We start from the raw sequence: 17,667 nt of genomic DNA on the forward strand, positions 1-17,667 counted from the left end.
ACAACCTCAGGCCACAATCCTGAGATTGCCACGCTCCTTTTAGTTGCTCGCAATGACGTAAAAATTACTCCACGCAAAAACTAATATATAAGCATAAACTAGGAATATCAATTCATGGAATGGCATAAGATACTTAAAGTTACTAGAAATATATTCGGTCATGCTATAATTCATCCGGTTGTTATTTTTTGTACCATTTGGATAAGCGGTGCATTTGTTGCAATTTTTACTAATGAGGTTGGAGCTTTAGGTGTAAATATAAATGCTATAAATATTGCTTATAAGTGGGCTTATTGGCTTATTAACGTTTGGGGGCAGTTAAAAATTGCCGACTATAATTATTTAAAATTGAAGCTACTTGCCTCTCTTCTCAGTCCGGCTATTATTGTTATAATATTTTACATTAAAAATTTTGAAAGAATAAAATCATTACAATTTTTCAAACAAGATGAAAAAGTATATGGAGATGCAAGCTGGGCTAATCCGTCAGATATAGAGGCTGCAGGTCTTAGATCTAAGAAAGGTATGCTGATCGGTGTTGATGCCGGTGGATATTTTGTTGCAGACGGGTTCCAGCATGCTTTATTATTTGCTCCTACCGGTTCAGGTAAAGGTGTAGGGTTTGTGATACCTAACTTGTTATTTTGGAGTGATTCGGTAGTAGTGCATGACATAAAGCTTGAAAATCACGGGTTGACAAGTGGTTGGCGTGAGAAGCAAGGGCAGAAAGTTTTTGTATGGGAGCCTTCTAATCCTGATGGTGTTACTCATTGTTATAATCCGATTGATTGGGTTAGTACTAAGCCTGGGCAAATGGTTGATGACGTTCAAAAAATTTCAAATCTTATAATGCCAGAAAAGGATTTTTGGAATAATGAGGCACGAAGCTTATTTTTAGGCGTAACTCTATATTTAATAGCCGATCCTACTAAAACTAAATCTTTCGGTGAGGTAGTGCGTACTATGAGGAGTGACGACGTAGTTTATAATCTAGCGGTCGTACTCGATACGCTTGGTGGTGTAATACATCCTGTTGCATATATGAATATTGCTGCATTTTTGCAAAAAGCCGATAAAGAGCGTTCCGGCGTAATATCTACAATGAACTCATCGCTTGAATTATGGGCAAATCCACTTATTGATTCAGCTACAGCATCTTCTGATTTCAATATACAAGAATTTAAAAAAGTCAAAACAACCGTATATGTAGGGTTAACACCCGATAATATACAGCGTTTACAAAAATTAATGCAGGTGTTTTATCAGCAGGCGACAGAATTTTTAAGCCGCAAAATGCCGGATTTAAAGGAAGAGCCGTATGGAGTAATGTTCTTACTTGACGAGTTCCCGACGCTCGGGAAGATGGATACTTTTAAAGCCGGTATAGCTTATTTTAGAGGTTATAGAGTTCGTTTATTTTTAATTATCCAAGATACACAGCAGTTAAAAGGAACATATGAAGATGCAGGGATGAATTCTTTCTTATCTAATGCAACATATCGTATTACTTTTGCCGCTAATAACTATGAAACGGCAAATTTAATATCGCAGCTTGTCGGTAATAAGACGGTAGAACAAAGATCATTTAGTAAACCTTTATTTTTTGATCTTAATATTGCTACTAGAACCCAAAACGTTTCTCAGGTTCAAAGAGCTTTACTTTTACCTCAAGAAGTAATACAGTTACCGAGAGATGAGCAAATTGTTTTAATAGAATCCTTTCCGCCTATAAAATCGCGTAAAATTAAGTATTATGAAGATAAGTTTTTTACTAGTAGATTATTACCGCCGACTTTTGTACCTACTCAAGTACCTTTTGACCCTAGGGCAAATAATAATGAGGCTTCGGAAGAGACCGAAACAATAACTGTTCCGGAAAATAATGAGTAAAATGCGTTCAGCTATTATTGATATCGGTTCAAATGCTTTAAGAGCTGTAGTTTATGAAAGTGATGAGCTTGGAGCGCCGGAAATTTTTAATTATAAGTTTAGAAATTATCTTACAAATTTACTTAATTTAGATAATTTAGACGTAAAACATCAAACATATTTATCTCTACAATATCTTATTCATATTTTTACCAAACTGTCTGTTACTAATATTAGATGTGTTGCAACAGCTATACTTAGGGGGCATCCTAAAGCAGATGAATTCAAAGCTATAATTAAAAAGAGATTCAATATTGATATTGAAATTATCTCAGGTGAACGTGAAGCTTATTTAACTGCTGCCGGATTAATTTCCGGTATTAGTGATGCTTTCGGTATTGTAGCTGATCTTGGAGGTGGAAGTCTTGAACTTGCACAGATTGGAAATAAAAAAGTCGGTAAATTAAAATCATTGCCGCTTGGTACAAAAATTATTGTTAGTAGCAATTTTGGTGATGTCGGGCTGATTACTAAAATGCTAGAGGAAGAATTTGGAGCTGCACATTATCCTAATTTATATTTAATTGGCGGTGCATTACGTCTAATGAGCCGTATATACATGGAGTCTATAAATTATCCCCTTAAAAATTTACATAATTTTGAAATAAATCGTGTAGAGTTTGAGTTATATTTAGAGAAATTATCACAAATCGATAAATTAAAGCTGAGTTATTACGAGCAGAAAGTCATAAATTATAATGCAGTTTTAGTAATAAAAGCAATGATTAAGGTATTTTCACCGGAAAAAATTATTATCTCAAATTACGGTTTAAAAGAAGGAGTAAGATTTGACTCGTTGCCGTCTCATGAAACAGAAAAAGATATTATTTATGAGAGGGTGAAGAGATTAGTAAAATTTGATAGAAATATATGTAAAATTGAAAAATATATTGAAGCAGTACAATATCTTTTAATTAATGCCGATGCCACGACTCTTATTATTATTGAACTCGCTATAATGCTAGCACAATATAATAAAAATATTGATAAAACGCTTAGAGCAAATTTTGTTTCGGAATTTATATTATCTTCAGACATTCCTTTTAGTCATAGACAGCGTCTTATGCTAGGTATTGCCCTTACGGTTACTTATACTGCTAAAACTGACATGCAGATTAATAAAATAGCTAAGAAAATGATTAGTAAAAGTGATTATTACAACAGTCATATAATCGGTTATTATATAAAAATTGCTAGAGAAATTGATGGGCCAGAATTTCAAGAGCCTTCTTTTTCGATTAAATTAAAAGACGATAAATTTTTACAAATTAATGCTTCAAATATCTTGCCTAAACAAGTCTTTGAAAAGGTTTGTGAACGTTTAAAAGATATAAGTTCTGCTAGAAAAAATATTAGGTATAATTTTAGTGATTAGGTTTTTTTTGTTATAGTGCCGGATAGTTTTCGAAAAGCCAGTGATGTCATACCTGCGAAAGCAGGGATACCGGCTAAAAAAATCTTGATTGCAAAGATTTTTTTATTATATTGTTTCACTTTTAAAGTAAAATCTTTAAAAAGCTTTAAAGTACTGGATTCCTGCTTGCGTAGGTATGACATAAAAAGCGCCACACAACAATAGCTAAATTAATTACGCTCCATCAAATGTGTCACAATTATATTCCTTTGTACATCCTATAATAGTAGATTCCATTTTAGGAACTATGTGTTCCTCCCAAAAATCTGCCAGCGGTTGAATTGTATTAATAATAAGTGAATCTTCGATGGGATGCAATAAATTATCTATACTAATTTCTAGATACCTAACTATAGAACTCTGCAGCGCTATCATCTGATTCTCTGTGTATAAGATTTCCAATGCTTTCTAAGTAGTAAACTTGCTCGCTAGTAAGATCTTTATCTTTTATTATTTGCGGTAGAATCTTGGTTAATATACATTGCAATTGAACTTTTTGATCAGTTGCAAATAATTCATAATAATCCTGTTCTTTTACACAAGGTAATTTTAGTAAATTAATAATTAAATTGGTCACATAATATGGGCATGAGAATTAGTTTTTATAACTTCCTCTAATTCTCTTGTATCTGTTCCGGTCTATAATTATTAAAGTAAAATATAGGTAATATAGTCTCGTTTTTTAAATATTTAATCAATTCTTTACTATCGTTATATTTACTACTAATTTCATTTTTTTCCTCTGGTGTTAATATTAAATTTGCCCTTAAATCAAGTATTGGTTTTGCCGCTCTACTATATTCATATGAATTATTAATTAAGCGCTTTAAGCTTTCAAAATTTTTAGGCAAAAATATTTTATCTCATTTTGATATGGTACATTTTTTACGAAATCTGTTTTCAAAATTTGAAAACTATTATTTAGTGGGATACTTGCATTGTAAAAAATTTTCTCTATTGCATAATGTCCAAATTCATGTGCTATTATTGATTCTAAATTTAATTTTTCTGCGCCTATACATTTAGGTTATTGTCTCAATCGTAATGAGAAAATGATTTATTATCAAATATTATTTTTAGGCTATCTTGTACTTTAATATTAACCGCTGCTATATAGGCTAATAACTTATTTGTAGGCCCCTATTGCAAAAGCTTTGTATAGTTATGAAGAATTATATTGTCATTTAAATCGCTTACATTGTAAGTCCTTGTCATTAAAATAGTAATATCAGAGTTTCGCTATATGCAATCGGTGATAATTTTTCTATTTTAAATTTTGCAATATTAAGTTTTTCAATATTTATCTCAATTTTATTATCTTCAATAAAGCTTTTAAACTCTTGAAAACTTAAATAACTAGCTAATTTTTTAATTCAAATCCTTCTATTTTAAATTCACTAATTGCATTGTTATTGTGCTCCTCAATCGTTCTCTTCTTAAACTTAAGCAACTCTTGCAACATGTTGCTTTTTGTATCTCTATATTGTACAGTATCAAAATTGCTGCTACATCAAGCATAGATGTATCATCGATGTTATGTATATATCTATCGTATTCAGCAGAAGTAAAGTGGCTAGGGTTAGCATAAGAAATAATAAGTTTATATGCTTCTGGATAAAATGACGTAATGGCATGATGTAACCCTAACAAATTATAGCTGTTCTTAGATGCTAAAATTGATTTTATTTCGTCATATTTTTTAGTTTTTATAAAATTTTTTATTAGCTTATTCAAAGCTGTTGTGGGTCATTGTGAATAATATTCAGATGGTAAAGACATGTTTTATATCCTATCAAGTTGCTATATTTCATGGTAATATGTTTTATAATAAATAGTATATCTTTCTATTTGTAAAGAAATAATTTTAATTACAAACGAACATTAACATCTTATTAAGCTCTCTTAGTCTACCTCCCAAATCATTATTAATCCTGAAAACAATAAATTTATTGGAAAAAGTTTTGGAAGAATAGTACTACCAAATCACAAAATTTTATTGAACTAAACGACATTGCATATGGTAATTTAATCAGAGTCGACATAGAAGCTTATCGAGAAAATGTTATAGTATATAGATGTATTAATTTAATTGCACAATCGGCGGGACATGTCCCGTGGAAAGTGCTTAAAAGTAAAACCGGAGAAGTAATATTTAGACTATCCGGTGCATTATTTACTAAAAAAACCGAATCCCAAAAAAGCCGGAGCGGATTTTGTTAGTGAGCTAATTGCAAGCAAATTATTATTCGGTAATAGTTTATATTTTATCAGCTCTAGACTCGTACCCTAAAGAGATTTACTTACTACCGGCTCTTGTTACGGAACTGGTTATAGAACATAACAATTTAGTTGCTTATTTTGATTTGAAATTATTTGTCCGTTAACTCTTGCAGTACCGAAAATTAGCGGTATAGGTTCGCGGTAATTAGCTGTTACATATTTAAAACTTTCTTTGAAATTTTTAATATTGTCATATTCTATCGGTTCGTGATTTAGTTGATCTAAATACTCACCAAGCATTTTGCCGACAAATCTTCCCACGCTTGAAAATATGCCGCCGCCAAATGCATTTCTAACAGTACCGCCCAGCGAACTAAAAAAACTTCCAAACATATTTACCACATTATAATTTAATATGGATTGATATTAGCAGTATGATGTGGTAACACTAATATATGTCATTCCTGCGAAAGTGGGAATCTAGGAAAACATATAAAAAAACAAGCTTTTATATGTTTATTTTGTCAAACATGTACCAATTATTAAGGTTATTTTTTCTGGATGCCCGCCTTCGCAGGAATGACATAGAAAATCACAGGGTGATATGCTGCCTTTAAAAAAATGGAAATCATAAATGTTTAAAAAATATATATTTATTCTAATATTATTTATTGCTTCTATAGCTCGTGCAGAAATTATAGAAGTGGATAGTTTAAATAAAATAAAACAAGATTTTAAAGAAAATTATAATAAAAATTATGTACCTCAGGATTTATTAGTAGTAACGGTTCTAGATGAATTTTTGTTTAAGTCTTTAGTGCCTATCGTTGCACAGCTTGATAAAGACATTTATCTTACACTAACTCCTCTTTTACGTAATATTAATAAAAATTCAAAAGCTATTTATATAAAGCAATTGATTTTAACTAATGATAGTTATAAGAAAGAATTACAAGAATCTGATTTTCCAAATTTTGTAAATGAAATGAGTAATAGTAAAATCCCCATAATAGCAGTAAATGATGGGTTTACCGGTAATTTTAATAATATTCCTAAATTTGAGATATGGTTTGCCGATTATTTAAAGAAAAATTTCGATATTGATTTTTCAAATAGTTTTCCAAACAATAATTATATTATTTTTAATAATTTAGAAAGTTTTGCTAATACTTATCCGGTATTTTATAAGGGTATATTGACGAGTAATAATATATCGAAAGCGGAAATGATGCTCAATTTCCTTATTCAAATGAATTTTATACCGAAATGCTTTATAATGATTAGTAGTAGCATAGAATTGCTAAGCTCAATGGAATTGCAACTTAGTAGTTATAGTTCTAATATATTATTTATTGGTTATCATTATAATAATAAAAATACTCCGAAAAATAAAGATGTTGCATATTATACTAAACTGATTAATGATTTAATATCTCAAATAAATAAGCTAAAAAGAAATAATCCACCTTTAAAGAATAATAATGCAAAAGGTAAAAATCCTTATGACACGAATAAATAAAGTTTTATTGAGTTTACTTTGCTTAGTTATTTCGTATGCGGGCTACGGTCAAATTATTCCTACTTACTCCGTAGATTCAGTAACAATGAAAAACTTATTACCGAAGATAGATGCAGATACGCTGGTACTTATAAATATAGATAATACTATCATAACACCGAAATCCAAATTATTTCGATATCAGGATAATTCTTATATAAATTTTACTAAATATTTATATAGTCTTGCAGCGGATAACGCATCAGTTAATAAAACTATTGCAAAATTGATAGTGCAGCGTCAGATGATGCTTGTTGAATCTAAATGGGTAGATTTAATTAATAAGATGAAACAGCAAGGTGCAACGGTTTTAGGTCTTCAGGAAATAACGGCCCCATGTAATTTAATTGAAAATTATGAAGGATGGTTATATACCTTACTTTACGGACTCAATATTAATTTTACTAATAAAGTTAATGATAAAGATGTATTTAGATTTAATCCAAGCGATGCTGAAGCCCCTATTTTTTATTTAGGTATAATATTTACCGGTAATATAAATAGAGTAAAAGCTCTTATAGAGTTCTTAAAAATTATACCAAAACAACCTAAAAAAATAGTAATTTTTGCAAATAATAAAAAAGATTTAGAAAATATGGACTCTTATTTAAGTATGGTTGATATAGGATATTATGGAATTGAATATTTGGGGTGGCAAATGTTACCGGGGTCACCTGATCATCAAATCGCTGAGCTGCAGCAATCTACGTTTTTAAATACCGGTCAGTGGTTAGAAGATGATACAGCTGCAAAGATGTTAAATAAATAATTATGAATGACAATTTAATTAATGCTTTAAAAGATTTAATTATTAATACCGGCAAGATTGCACTAGATATAAAAAAGGCAGGAATGTTGACTGATATTAAATCAGATGGGTCAGTAGTCACTAATGCCGATAAGGAAATTAGTAAAATAATTTATCAAACTCTACAAACCTTAACCTCTCAAATAGCTATAGTATGTGAAGAGCAGCCGCTACCTATATTCAGCAGTGATACTTTTTGGTTAATCGATCCTATTGATGGGACATGGAGCTATGTAAACGGTAAAAGTACATATACGGTCAATATAGGGCTTATTGAAAACGGTTTTCCAACCATCGGCTTGATATATCACCCTGAAACAGCAAAGCTATATTATACTGATGTAAACGGTCGGTTAAAAATCGAACAGAATTCTAAAGAAATATTTGTTAATCATGAACCTAAACATGAAGAGCTTAATGCGGTAATAGGTTTTTATAATTCAAATAAAGATACTAAAGAATTTTTAAGTAAGTATTCATTCGGTCAAATAAATGCAATAGGCAGTTCAATGAAACTATGCTTAATTGCTGAAGGAGCAGCTGATATATATCCAAAATTCGGTCAAACTATGGAATGGGACATAGCGGCAGGTCATGCTTTAATTAAAGCCGGCGGTGGTAATATTTTAGATACGCATGGACAAGAAATTACTTACGGTAAAGAAAGTTTTGCTAATCCTAATTTTTTCGCCTGTAGTAAATATTGGTTGGAAAGGGAGGCAAGGTTGCATAGATACTAGATCGTCATTGCAAGCAGCAGTAGGCTGCGTGGCACAATCTCATGAAATAATAACAAACTTCTGAGATTGCTTTGTCAAAACTTGCAGTTTTTTCTCGCAATGATGAAAAAACTGATCCACATAGGTATTGCCAAACTTGCATCAAACCAACTTCTTTAACTCATAAATTAACTCAAGTGCTTCTTTAGGGGATAGTTTATCAGGATCGATAGTGCTGAATTTTTTATCTAATTTGCTGCTTATAGTAGTTTTATTAGGTTCAAGATAAAACAAACTCAAATTATTTGATTCCGTTGATAAAATATTTTTTCCTTTACCTGTAGAAGTTTTTTCAAATTTAAGCAGAATCTGCTCAGCTCTGTTTATAACACTCGCAGGAAGACCGGCAAGAGCCGCAACATGAAGACCGTAGGACCTATCGGCAGCACCTGATATAATATTATGTAAAAATAGAATATCTTTACCTGACTCCTCAATAGCAATAGTATAATTTTGCAAAGCCGGCAGGAAATTACTCATAACGGTTAGCTCATGATAGTGCGTTGCAAATAAACAGCGACATTTCAGCTTATCATGAATATATTCAAGCACCGACCATGCTATAGATACCCCGTCATAAGTGGATGTGCCTCTACCTACCTCATCAAGTATGATTAGTGAGTTTTTTGTAGATTGAGCAAGAATTGCCGAGGTTTCAAGCATCTCTGCCATAAAGGTCGATTGTCCCTTAATTAAGTCATCGGCAGCACCTATTCGGCTAAATATTTTGTCGACTACCCCTATTTTAGCACTTTTTGCCGGCACAAACGAACCTATTTGAGCAATGATTGCAATAATGGCGTTTTGACGTAAAAAAGTACTTTTACCTGCCATATTAGGACCGGTAATTAACCAAATACGCTCAAGCTCTGATAAATGACAATCATTATATACAAAGCTTTTGCTTTCTCGCTGTAGTGCTTTCTCTACTACAGGATGCCGTCCTTTAACGATATCAAAGCTTAAATCATCGGTAAACTCAGGCTTAACATAATCATATTCATCGGCGATGTAAGCAAAATTACAAAATACGTCAAGCCCGCTTAAGGAGCTTGCAAGCATTCGTAAATAGGAAGCTTTTTCGATTACTTGGCTACAAATATCCGCATATAATTCTTTTTCTAAGCTTATTACTAAGGTTTTAGCATTGACTAACTCACTTTCAAGATTTTGTAGTTCAGCAGTAGTGTAACGAACATGATTAGCCGTTGTTTGACGGTGAATAAATTTGGGATCAAGGATTTTATTAACATTTTTAGCGGTGATATCGATAAAAAGCCCTATAACATTATTATGAGATATTTTTAAACTGTCTATTCCCGTTTCTTTGCGATATTGATCTTTTAGCTTTTCAATATATAATTTTCCGTTATTAATTAAATCATGTAATTGGGCTACTTTCGGATGATATTCATGTTTTATTATACCTCCGTCATTTAAATTATTCGGTGCATCTTCTCGTATTGTTGCGTCTATTAAATTATATAATTCTGCATCACCTGATAGAGGTTTAATAATTTTTTCGATAAAATCAGGTAAATTAAAACCGTAAGCGTCAAAGAATACTCCTTTAATAATCGTTGCCGTTTCTAAAGTATATTTAATGCTAAGTAAATCACGACCTGAACTTCTGTTCATCGTAATACGTGTTAAGCAGCGTTCTATATCACTAGTTTTTTTTAGAAGTTCTCTAATTTTTTTTACTATTTCTAAGTTGGAATAAAAGAACTCGGTAATATTTAAACGATGATTTATTTTAGCAATGTTGGTTAAAGGACTTGAAAGAAAATTATATAGTAAACGTCCACCTTGTTTAGTAACCGTATGATTAAGGGTGCTTAATAAACTTCCTTGCGAGCCGCCTTGTGAGTTTGTTACAATTTCAAGGTTGCGTCTAGTAGAGAAATCAATAGTCATATAGCTATGAAAATTGATAATTCTAGGGATTGGCAAATGAGGAATATTTTGTTTTTGCGTTAACGATAAATATTCTAAAACGCTACCTATGGCACAAATTTGACTACTAGATATCTCGCCGATTCCTTTAATATCTTTCATTTTATAAAAATCTAAAATGATTTTTTCGCATTTATTAATCGCAAAAAAACTATCAACTTGATAGGTAATACGAAAATTTAATTGTTTGAAAATACTATCCGCAAGATTAGAAGATCTCAGATTTTCGCTAAGCAGAATTTCACGAGGTTTTAAACGAGCCAGCTCATTAAGAATTTCCGTTTCCGGTACATTCACTACAACAATTTCGGAAGTAGAAAGATCAACATAACAAAGGCTAGCTGTTTCTTTATTTTTCGGTATTACGAGACTTGCTAAATAATTAGGTTCGGCTGAAGCAATTAAATTTTCTTCAATTATAGTTCCCGGAGTTATAATACGTGTAACATCCCTAGTAACTACCGCTTTATAACCGCCTCTATTCTTTGCTTCTTCAGGTGTTTCTAGTTGATCACAAATAGCAACCTTATAATTTTCTTCAATTAACTTAGTTAAATAATTCTCAAGGGCATGATAAGGTACCCCGCACATCGCAATTTCTTCTTCGCCGTTTTTGCCGCGCTTTGTTAAAGCAATGCCAAGTACATTGCTTGCTAGAATTGCATCTTCATAGAACATTTCATAAAAATCACCCATTCTAAATAGTAGTAAACAATCTAAATGAGCAAATTTAATGTCTAGATATTGCTGCATCATTTTCGTTGCAACATCGTAATTATATTTTTGTTTCAACTCTTGAAGATTCATATTAAGCAGCATGATTTATATTATAGTTTGGCTTTATTGCATGGATACCGAATCGTCATTGCGAGCGACTGCAAGGAGCGTAGCAATCTTATGAAATAGTGCAAAATGCCTGAGATTGCCACGTCGAGGCTTTGCCTCTCCTCGCAATGACGGATAATAACAATGTTTAACAATTTATACAACTATTTTATCTTTGATAGGCGGGTGCTATGTCTGCCGCCTTCAAATTGGGTAGTTAAAAACTTATCTATAATATCAAATACTATTTTTTGGTCTATGGTTTTTGCTCCGAGTATCAAGATATTAGCATCATTATGAGCTTTAGCATTTTCGGCAGTTAATATATTGTTGCACAAAGCGGCTCTTATTTCCGAGCTACGATTCGCAGCTATAGACATACCAATCCCCGTATCACTAATTAAAATACCGATAGGTGCTGATTTTTCAATAATAATATCTACTACTTTCTTAGCATAATCAGGATAATCAACGGTTTGTGTATTATTTGTTCCGCAGTCATAAATCTTTAGAGATTTCTGCTCTAAATAATTGATAATTTCAGACTTAAGCTCATAACCTGAATGATCACTAGCTATGACAATATTATAAGTTTTCATAGTTAATTTTTTGATGGAAAATAATGATAAAAATCATATACTATGTAAGATTTGTTTGCTAATGTAAATAATAGTTTTGTTAAATATATGAAATATCCTGTTGTACTTAGTATCGTTATATGTTTTTGTTTAGTTGCTTGTGTTGATCAGCCACCGGCTCCAATTGAGTATAAAGTAGGAGATGTTACTGCAAATAATAATTCTACCGCATTAGATCACGATGAGGGTATGATAGTTCAAAGAACTATGGAAGACAATCCCGCGTCAGAAAAAGTTAGCGGTAGACTCGAAGAGCCAAAGGCAAAAATTATAGAAGATGATAATGATGATATTGAGATTCCTATGTCTTGGAATGAAGACGAAGATGAAGAAGCGATAGAACAATTAAACTTTGTAAAACCGTTAAATGGGGTAATTATTACCGAGTTTAAAGCCGGTAAAAGTAAAGGGATAGATATTGTAGCTAAAGAATATAGTGAAGTTAAATCGATAGCTGCAGGAACGGTAATATATTCAGGTTATAATAAGCAATTCGGTAATTTAGTAATAGTGAAATTAGATAAAGACGATCTAGAAGTAGCATATGCGAGTTTAGATGATTTATTACTGAAAAAAGGTGATAAAATTGCTAGAAATAGTGTTATCGGACATGTAGAACATAAATTATATTTTGCTATGCGTAAAAATAAAATAGCAGTTGATCCTAATAAGTATATAGAATTTTAAATGGAAGATGTTATTACTCTTACCAAATATGGTGAACCTCAAAATGTTATAGTAAGAAGGAGTAGCAAAGCTAAAAATATAGCCATCTGCATTACGTCTAAAGGTGCAGAGCTTGTATTACCTCTTAAGGTAAAAGCCGAAAAAGGTCATAATTTTTTGTTAAGTCAAGAATATTGGGTTAGGCAAAAATTACGTCGTAATGTAACTGCGATACCAAAAGATGAAGATAAGATTTCTATTTTGGGTAAATCTTATGAAATAATACATATTGATTCGTCTAAAAATCAGATAAAATTAAATGATTCTACGTTAGAAGTGTATTGTTGTAGTCAGGTACTAAAAAAACTTAGTATAGAAGTATTCCTTAAAAAGAAATTATTAGCAGAAATAAAAATAATAGTAGAGAATATATCTAAAAAACATAATTTGACTTATTCCAATATTAGAATAATGGAAAATGTTAGCCGTTGGGGGAGTTGTTGTAGCAAAGGGAATCTTGTTTTTAATTGGCGGGTAGTTTTTGCCCCCTTTGAAGTACTGAAATATTTAGTAGCTCATGAAATGGCACATTTAAAAGAAATGAACCATAGTAAAAATTTTTGGGAGCTAGTTGAGGATATATATCCCGAATACCAACCGGCAAAATTATGGCTAAAAAGAAACGGTAAGAATTTATATAGTTATTTGCCATAACTTTATGTTATTCCCGCGAAAGCGGGAATGACATAAAACGAGCCATGCAACAACGTAGGAATGACATCGGAAAGGTTAATTTAAAGAAAAACATAAAGGATAAATAGAATGCATAACACCACAAAAAGAGTAACAGTCCCGGCACTTGAAGAAATCTTATATGAGCCTATAAAAGTGTTAGATTACGGCTTTATTAGAGTTATCGACTATATGGGGGATGATAGTGCTATAGTACAAGCAGCTCGTGTTTCTTACGGTAAGGGTACGAAGCAATTAAACCAAGATAAAGGGCTGATAAACTACTTGCTTCGTCATTATCATACCACTCCTTTTGAGATGTGTGATATCAAGTTCCATATTAAACTACCGATATTTATTGCAAGGCAATGGATTAGGCATAGAACAGCTAGCGTTAACGAATATTCGGCAAGGTATTCTATTTTAGGTAATGAATTTTATCTACCTGAACCGGCAAATATTGCTTCCCAATCTGCTGTAAATAAACAATGTAGGGAAGGGGATAGCTTACCGAAAGAAGTGGCTGAAAAGGTCCTTGCAATTTTAGAGGAAGATGCTAGACAGTGCTACGGGCATTATAAGGAACTGATGAATGCCGATGAAGAGGGTAATATTATAGATGAGAACGCCACAGGGATAGCAAGAGAGCTTGCTCGTATGAATTTAACTTTAAATTATTATACGGAATGGTATTGGAAGATTAATTTACATAATTTACTTCATTTTTTAAGATTGCGAGCCGATCCTCACGCTCAATATGAAATTAGAGTTTATGCTGAAAAGATGCTTGAGATAGTTAAAGCTTGGGTTCCTTTTGCTTACGAAGCTTTTGAAGAATATCGTTTGCAGGGAGCAAATATTTCACGTAAAGGTTTGGATGTAATTAAAAGAATGATAAACGGTGAAAAAGTTACCCATGAAACTAGTGATATGACTAAGAGAGAATGGGAAGAACTGATGAAGATTTTTGGGTAATGTATGTCATTCCTGCGAAAGCAGGAATGACATACAACAACCATAACGGAATTTGATAAAAAGGAGTATTTTAAGTGAGAAATATTATATATTTTATACTATCACTATTATTTAGCGTTACCAGCTATGCACTTGAAACAATAAACATTGAGCATGGGCGAGCTGACCCGACACCTATAGCGGTCAATAAATTTGATGCCGATAATTCTGCCGCTGATGTATTAGGTCACGATATGGTTAAAGTTATCTCTAATGATTTAAAGCTTTCGGGGTTATTCCGTCCTATTTCTGCTGCCTCTTTTATAGAAGAGAAGACAGGAATAGAATATAAACCGCTTTTTGCTGCATGGCGTCAAATTAATGCTAGTCTTTTAGTAAACGGTGAAGTTAAAAAACTAGAAAGCGGTAAATTTAAAATTAGCTTTATATTATGGGATACGTTGCTTGAAAAACAGCTCGCCGGTGAAATTCTTGAAGTACCGAAAAATCTATGGAGAAGAGCAGCACATAAAATTGCCGATAAAATTTATGAAAAAATTACCGGTGATGCCGGTTATTTTGACACTAAAATAGTATATGTATCAGAAAGTAGCTCTTTACCGAAAATAAAAAGAATTGCTTTGATGGATTATGACGGGGCTAATAATAAATACCTTACCAATGGAAAGTCACTAGTCTTAACCCCAAGATTTGCTCGTTCGGCGGATAAGATTTTTTATGTTTCATATGCTACTAAAAGAAGAGTACTTGTTTATGAAAAAGATTTAAAAACAGGCAAAGAAAGTGTAGTAGGTGATTTTCCCGGTATATCTTTTGCTCCTAGATTCTCACCAGACGGTAGAAAAGCTGTAATGTCGATAGCTAAAAACGGCTCGACGCATATTTATGAAATCGACCTTGCTACTAAACGGCTTCATAAATTAACTGACGGATTCGGTATTAATACCTCTCCTAGCTATTCACCGGACGGTAAAAAAATTGTATATAATTCCGATAGAAACGGTGTGCCTCAATTATATATCATGAATTCAGACGGAAGTGACGTTCAGCGTATTAGTTTTGGCGGTGGTTCTTACGCAGCTCCTAGCTGGTCGCCTAGAGGAGACTATATAGCATTTACTAAGATTACTAAAGGAGACGGAGGAAAAACTTTTAATATCGGAATTATGAAAGCATGTCCTCAAGATGATGAGAATAGTGAAAGGATAATAACAAGCGGATATTTAGTCGAAAGTCCTTGTTGGTCGCCTAACGGACGAGTTATTATGTTTGCTAAAGGTTGGCCGTCGAGAGCTAAAGTTCCGGGAAAAAACAAAATTTTTGCAATTGATCTAACAGGTCATAATGAAAGAGAAATTATGACACCGGCAGATGCTTCTGATCCAGAATGGTCAGGTGTACTGAACTAATGTCATTTCTACGAAAGCATTGTTGGGTGGATCGTTTTTCCGTTGTCATACCGTGACTTAATCGCGGTATCCAGTAAAAATACTATTAGTTATTTTTGGATCCTGTGGTCAAGCCACGGGATGACAGTCCAATAAGGCTTAAGCTACTTCTCTACTATGGTTTAAAATAAACTTCTTTATTTTTTCAAAAGCCGTATTTTCTATTTGTCTAATACGTTCCTTAGAAATATTATACTCATTGCTTAGAATATCTAGAGTTTTAGGAGTATCCGTTAATTTACGCTCTGTTAAAATACGCAGTTCCCTGTCGTTTAAAATCTTCATAGCATTTGATAGTAACTGCCTTTTACTGGTAGAATTTTGCTTATTAATAGCCATAGCTTCAGGAGTAGGGCGTGTTTCCGGTAATAGTTCTATTAATTCTCCGGATTCTGCATCGTCACTATTTATAGAGTTATTTAATGATAAATCAGGACCTGAAATTCTAGTATTCATTTCAGAAACTTCATTAACCGAAACGCCTAGCTCATCTGCTATTTGTACAAAATCATCGGTAGTAATAGCCCTCGAGTATAAATTAGTAATTTTATGCTTAACTTTATTAAGACTAAAAAATAATTTTTTTTGTGCGGCCGTTGTTCCCATCTTTACTAATGACCAAGATTTTAATATATATTCTTGTATGGCTGCTTTAATCCACCACATCGCATATGTTGATAGGCGAAAACCAAGTTCGGGATTGAATTTTTTTACTGCCTGCATTAAACCTATATTACCTTCTGAAACCAATTCGGTAATAGGAAGACCGTAAGTCCTATAGCCGCTTGCAATTTTTGCAACAAGTTTAAGATGACTTGTTACTAATTTATGTGCAGCTTGTAAATCATTCCCTTCTAAATAGGATTTTGCTAATAACAATTCTTCTTCTTGCGTAAGTGAAGGAATTTTATTGATTTTCTGTAAGTAGCTATAAAATCCTGATTCGCTAGAAATTGCTAATGCATTAATATTATTAGTCATACTAACCTTAAAAACTATTTTTTTTATACTAACACATATATGATCTAAAATAAACTTTTTCTAGAGTATTTTTAAATAAAATCAAATAATGTCTAAAAAATACAATAAAAATTTAGCTTTTTCCTTGCTGGGATTAATAATTAGTATGGTGTTACTCAGTTTTGCTTCCGTACCTATCTATAATTTATTTTGTAAAGTTACAGGATATGGCGGCACTACTGCAAAAGAAACGGTGAGTGTATATTCTAAGGTAAAAGGCACTAAACCTATAATTATCGAGTTTGATGCTAATGTTGATAAAGATTTACCTTGGCGGTTTATTCCAAGGCAGCAAAGAGTGCAAATTGTTCCGGGGCAGAATACTCTAGTGTTCTATGAAACGGAGAATCTAAGCGATAACGATATAATAGGTACTTCCGTATATAATGTTACTCCAAATAAAGCAGGAAAATATTTCGTAAAAATTCATTGTTTTTGTTTTGAAGAACAATTATTAAAAGCTGGCGAAAGAGTCTTAATGCCGGTTACATTTTATATAGATAAGGATTTTGAGCTTGACCCTGAAATGCAAGACATTAAAGTACTTACTTTATCTTATAGTTTTTTTAAAGTACGAGAGATGTCGTCATTGCGAGGAAATTACTTAAGTAATTGACGAAGCAATCTCAGGAGTTTGTTATTATTTCATGAGATTGCCACGCTCTCTACGTTCGCTCGTAATGACGGCTTTGGAATTAT

19 protein-coding genes are annotated in these 17,667 nt (G+C 32.4%); 11 read left to right on the top strand and 8 right to left on the bottom strand.

Going from position 1 to position 17,667, the window contains the following annotated elements:
* Positions 1–114 precede the first annotated feature (114 nt).
* Positions 115–1,890 (top strand): type IV secretory system conjugative DNA transfer family protein, encoded by a 1,776-nt coding sequence (locus WSW_RS0100095; RefSeq protein ID WP_016916607.1) that lies wholly within the window; start codon positions 115–117, stop codon positions 1,888–1,890.
* Position 1,891: 1 nt separating this feature from the next.
* Positions 1,892–3,304 carry a Ppx/GppA phosphatase family protein gene (locus tag WSW_RS0100100; RefSeq protein ID WP_014363081.1) on the top strand — a complete coding sequence of 471 codons (1,413 nt, stop codon included), beginning with the start codon at positions 1,892–1,894 and terminating at the stop codon, positions 3,302–3,304.
* Here WSW_RS0100100 and WSW_RS0100105 read toward each other — a convergent pair.
* From WSW_RS0100105 to WSW_RS1000000108930, 4 genes are all read right to left on the bottom strand, one after another.
* Positions 3,301–3,486, bottom strand: a complete 186-nt coding sequence (locus WSW_RS0100105; RefSeq protein WP_016916608.1) for a hypothetical protein — start codon at positions 3,484–3,486, stop codon at positions 3,301–3,303. The genes WSW_RS0100100 and WSW_RS0100105 overlap by 4 nt on opposite strands.
* Positions 3,487–3,689: 203 nt before the next feature.
* Positions 3,690–3,920, bottom strand: a complete 231-nt coding sequence (locus WSW_RS1000000112465) for a hypothetical protein (protein WP_238528395.1) — start codon at positions 3,918–3,920, stop codon at positions 3,690–3,692.
* A gap of 37 nt (positions 3,921–3,957) precedes the next feature.
* Positions 3,958–4,194: a hypothetical protein gene (locus WSW_RS1000000108925; RefSeq protein WP_238528396.1), complete on the bottom strand. Its 237-nt coding sequence runs from the start codon at positions 4,192–4,194 to the stop codon at positions 3,958–3,960.
* Between the two features lie 532 nt (positions 4,195–4,726).
* Positions 4,727–5,077 (bottom strand): hypothetical protein, encoded by a 351-nt coding sequence (locus tag WSW_RS1000000108930; RefSeq protein ID WP_238528397.1) that lies wholly within the window; start codon positions 5,075–5,077, stop codon positions 4,727–4,729.
* Between the two features lie 210 nt (positions 5,078–5,287).
* Here WSW_RS1000000108930 and WSW_RS1000000112470 point away from each other — a divergent pair, with 210 nt between their 5' ends.
* On the top strand, positions 5,288–5,563 hold the full coding sequence (locus WSW_RS1000000112470) for a hypothetical protein (RefSeq protein ID WP_083832883.1): 276 nt from the start codon (positions 5,288–5,290) through the stop codon (positions 5,561–5,563).
* A gap of 108 nt (positions 5,564–5,671) precedes the next feature.
* On the opposite strand, the gene WSW_RS0100130 is transcribed toward WSW_RS1000000112470, so the two are convergent.
* The gene (locus WSW_RS0100130) at positions 5,672–5,956 is read right to left on the bottom strand and encodes a hypothetical protein (RefSeq protein WP_016916609.1); all 285 of its coding nucleotides are present in this window, start codon (positions 5,954–5,956) and stop codon (positions 5,672–5,674) included.
* A gap of 241 nt (positions 5,957–6,197) precedes the next feature.
* Here WSW_RS0100130 and WSW_RS0100135 point away from each other — a divergent pair, with 241 nt between their 5' ends.
* Genes WSW_RS0100135 through WSW_RS0100145 form a run of 3 tightly spaced genes read left to right on the top strand, consistent with a single transcriptional unit; the run spans position 6,198 to position 8,669 of the window.
* Positions 6,198–7,082, top strand: coding sequence for a DUF2608 domain-containing protein (locus WSW_RS0100135; RefSeq protein WP_016916610.1), 885 nt, complete (start codon positions 6,198–6,200; stop codon positions 7,080–7,082).
* A complete protein-coding gene (locus tag WSW_RS0100140) occupies positions 7,045–7,890 on the top strand; it encodes a DUF2608 domain-containing protein (protein WP_010977053.1) in 846 nt (281 codons plus the stop codon). The genes WSW_RS0100135 and WSW_RS0100140 overlap by 38 nt, the downstream gene beginning before the upstream one ends.
* A gap of 2 nt (positions 7,891–7,892) precedes the next feature.
* On the top strand, positions 7,893–8,669 hold the full coding sequence (locus WSW_RS0100145) for a 3'(2'),5'-bisphosphate nucleotidase CysQ family protein (RefSeq protein WP_016916611.1): 777 nt from the start codon (positions 7,893–7,895) through the stop codon (positions 8,667–8,669).
* Positions 8,670–8,810: 141 nt separating this feature from the next.
* Here the strand turns inward: WSW_RS0100145 and mutS are convergent, their stop codons facing one another.
* Together mutS and rpiB are read right to left on the bottom strand one after the other, a co-directional pair.
* Positions 8,811–11,471, bottom strand: a complete 2,661-nt coding sequence (gene mutS / locus WSW_RS0100150; RefSeq protein ID WP_032850156.1) for a DNA mismatch repair protein MutS — start codon at positions 11,469–11,471, stop codon at positions 8,811–8,813.
* 182 nt (positions 11,472–11,653) lie between these two features.
* Positions 11,654–12,088, bottom strand: a complete 435-nt coding sequence (gene rpiB / locus WSW_RS0100155) for a ribose 5-phosphate isomerase B (protein WP_010977056.1) — start codon at positions 12,086–12,088, stop codon at positions 11,654–11,656.
* Positions 12,089–12,139: 51 nt separating this feature from the next.
* Here rpiB and WSW_RS0100160 point away from each other — a divergent pair, with 51 nt between their 5' ends.
* The 4 genes from WSW_RS0100160 to tolB all read left to right on the top strand — a co-directional run bounded on the left by WSW_RS0100160 (position 12,140) and on the right by tolB (position 15,909).
* A complete protein-coding gene (locus WSW_RS0100160; RefSeq protein WP_016916613.1) occupies positions 12,140–12,814 on the top strand; it encodes a murein hydrolase activator EnvC family protein in 675 nt (224 codons plus the stop codon).
* Complete coding sequence (locus WSW_RS0100165; RefSeq protein WP_016916614.1) at positions 12,815–13,507, top strand: M48 family metallopeptidase; 693 nt, start codon at positions 12,815–12,817, stop codon at positions 13,505–13,507. It abuts the gene before it with no gap.
* A 108-nt stretch (positions 13,508–13,615) separates the two neighbouring features.
* Complete coding sequence (gene thyX / locus WSW_RS0100170; RefSeq protein WP_014120663.1) at positions 13,616–14,500, top strand: FAD-dependent thymidylate synthase; 885 nt, start codon at positions 13,616–13,618, stop codon at positions 14,498–14,500.
* 74 nt (positions 14,501–14,574) lie between these two features.
* The gene (gene tolB, locus WSW_RS0100175; protein ID WP_016916615.1) at positions 14,575–15,909 is read left to right on the top strand and encodes a Tol-Pal system beta propeller repeat protein TolB; all 1,335 of its coding nucleotides are present in this window, start codon (positions 14,575–14,577) and stop codon (positions 15,907–15,909) included.
* A 138-nt stretch (positions 15,910–16,047) separates the two neighbouring features.
* On the opposite strand, the gene rpoH is transcribed toward tolB, so the two are convergent.
* Positions 16,048–16,929: an RNA polymerase sigma factor RpoH gene (gene rpoH / locus WSW_RS0100180; RefSeq protein WP_012736778.1), complete on the bottom strand. Its 882-nt coding sequence runs from the start codon at positions 16,927–16,929 to the stop codon at positions 16,048–16,050.
* Positions 16,930–17,017: 88 nt separating this feature from the next.
* On the opposite strand from rpoH, the gene WSW_RS0100185 reads away from it, so the two are divergent.
* Positions 17,018–17,584 carry a cytochrome c oxidase assembly protein gene (locus tag WSW_RS0100185; protein ID WP_016916616.1) on the top strand — a complete coding sequence of 189 codons (567 nt, stop codon included), beginning with the start codon at positions 17,018–17,020 and terminating at the stop codon, positions 17,582–17,584.
* Positions 17,585–17,667 lie beyond the last annotated feature (83 nt).

It is taken from the genome of Rickettsia honei RB, assembly GCF_000263055.1.
Classification (GTDB): domain Bacteria; phylum Pseudomonadota; class Alphaproteobacteria; order Rickettsiales; family Rickettsiaceae; genus Rickettsia; species Rickettsia rickettsii.

What these genes read in the sequence shown, in the direction of transcription:
- WSW_RS0100095 (WP_016916607.1), top strand. Translation starts at nt 115, where the DNA reads ATGGAATGGCATAAGATACTTAAAGTTACTAGAAATATATTCGGTCAT.
- WSW_RS0100100 (WP_014363081.1), top strand. Translation starts at nt 1,892, where the DNA reads ATGCGTTCAGCTATTATTGATATCGGTTCAAATGCTTTAAGAGCTGTA.
- WSW_RS0100105 (WP_016916608.1), bottom strand. Translation starts at nt 3,486, where the DNA reads ATGTCATACCTACGCAAGCAGGAATCCAGTACTTTAAAGCTTTTTAAA.
- WSW_RS0100130 (WP_016916609.1), bottom strand. Translation starts at nt 5,956, where the DNA reads ATGTTTGGAAGTTTTTTTAGTTCGCTGGGCGGTACTGTTAGAAATGCA.
- WSW_RS0100135 (WP_016916610.1), top strand. Translation starts at nt 6,198, where the DNA reads ATGTTTAAAAAATATATATTTATTCTAATATTATTTATTGCTTCTATA.
- WSW_RS0100140 (WP_010977053.1), top strand. Translation starts at nt 7,045, where the DNA reads ATGCAAAAGGTAAAAATCCTTATGACACGAATAAATAAAGTTTTATTG.
- WSW_RS0100145 (WP_016916611.1), top strand. Translation starts at nt 7,893, where the DNA reads ATGAATGACAATTTAATTAATGCTTTAAAAGATTTAATTATTAATACC.
- mutS (WP_032850156.1), bottom strand. Translation starts at nt 11,471, where the DNA reads ATGAATCTTCAAGAGTTGAAACAAAAATATAATTACGATGTTGCAACG.
- rpiB (WP_010977056.1), bottom strand. Translation starts at nt 12,088, where the DNA reads ATGAAAACTTATAATATTGTCATAGCTAGTGATCATTCAGGTTATGAG.
- WSW_RS0100165 (WP_016916614.1), top strand. Translation starts at nt 12,815, where the DNA reads ATGGAAGATGTTATTACTCTTACCAAATATGGTGAACCTCAAAATGTT.
- thyX (WP_014120663.1), top strand. Translation starts at nt 13,616, where the DNA reads ATGCATAACACCACAAAAAGAGTAACAGTCCCGGCACTTGAAGAAATC.
- rpoH (WP_012736778.1), bottom strand. Translation starts at nt 16,929, where the DNA reads ATGACTAATAATATTAATGCATTAGCAATTTCTAGCGAATCAGGATTT.
- WSW_RS0100185 (WP_016916616.1), top strand. Translation starts at nt 17,018, where the DNA reads ATGTCTAAAAAATACAATAAAAATTTAGCTTTTTCCTTGCTGGGATTA.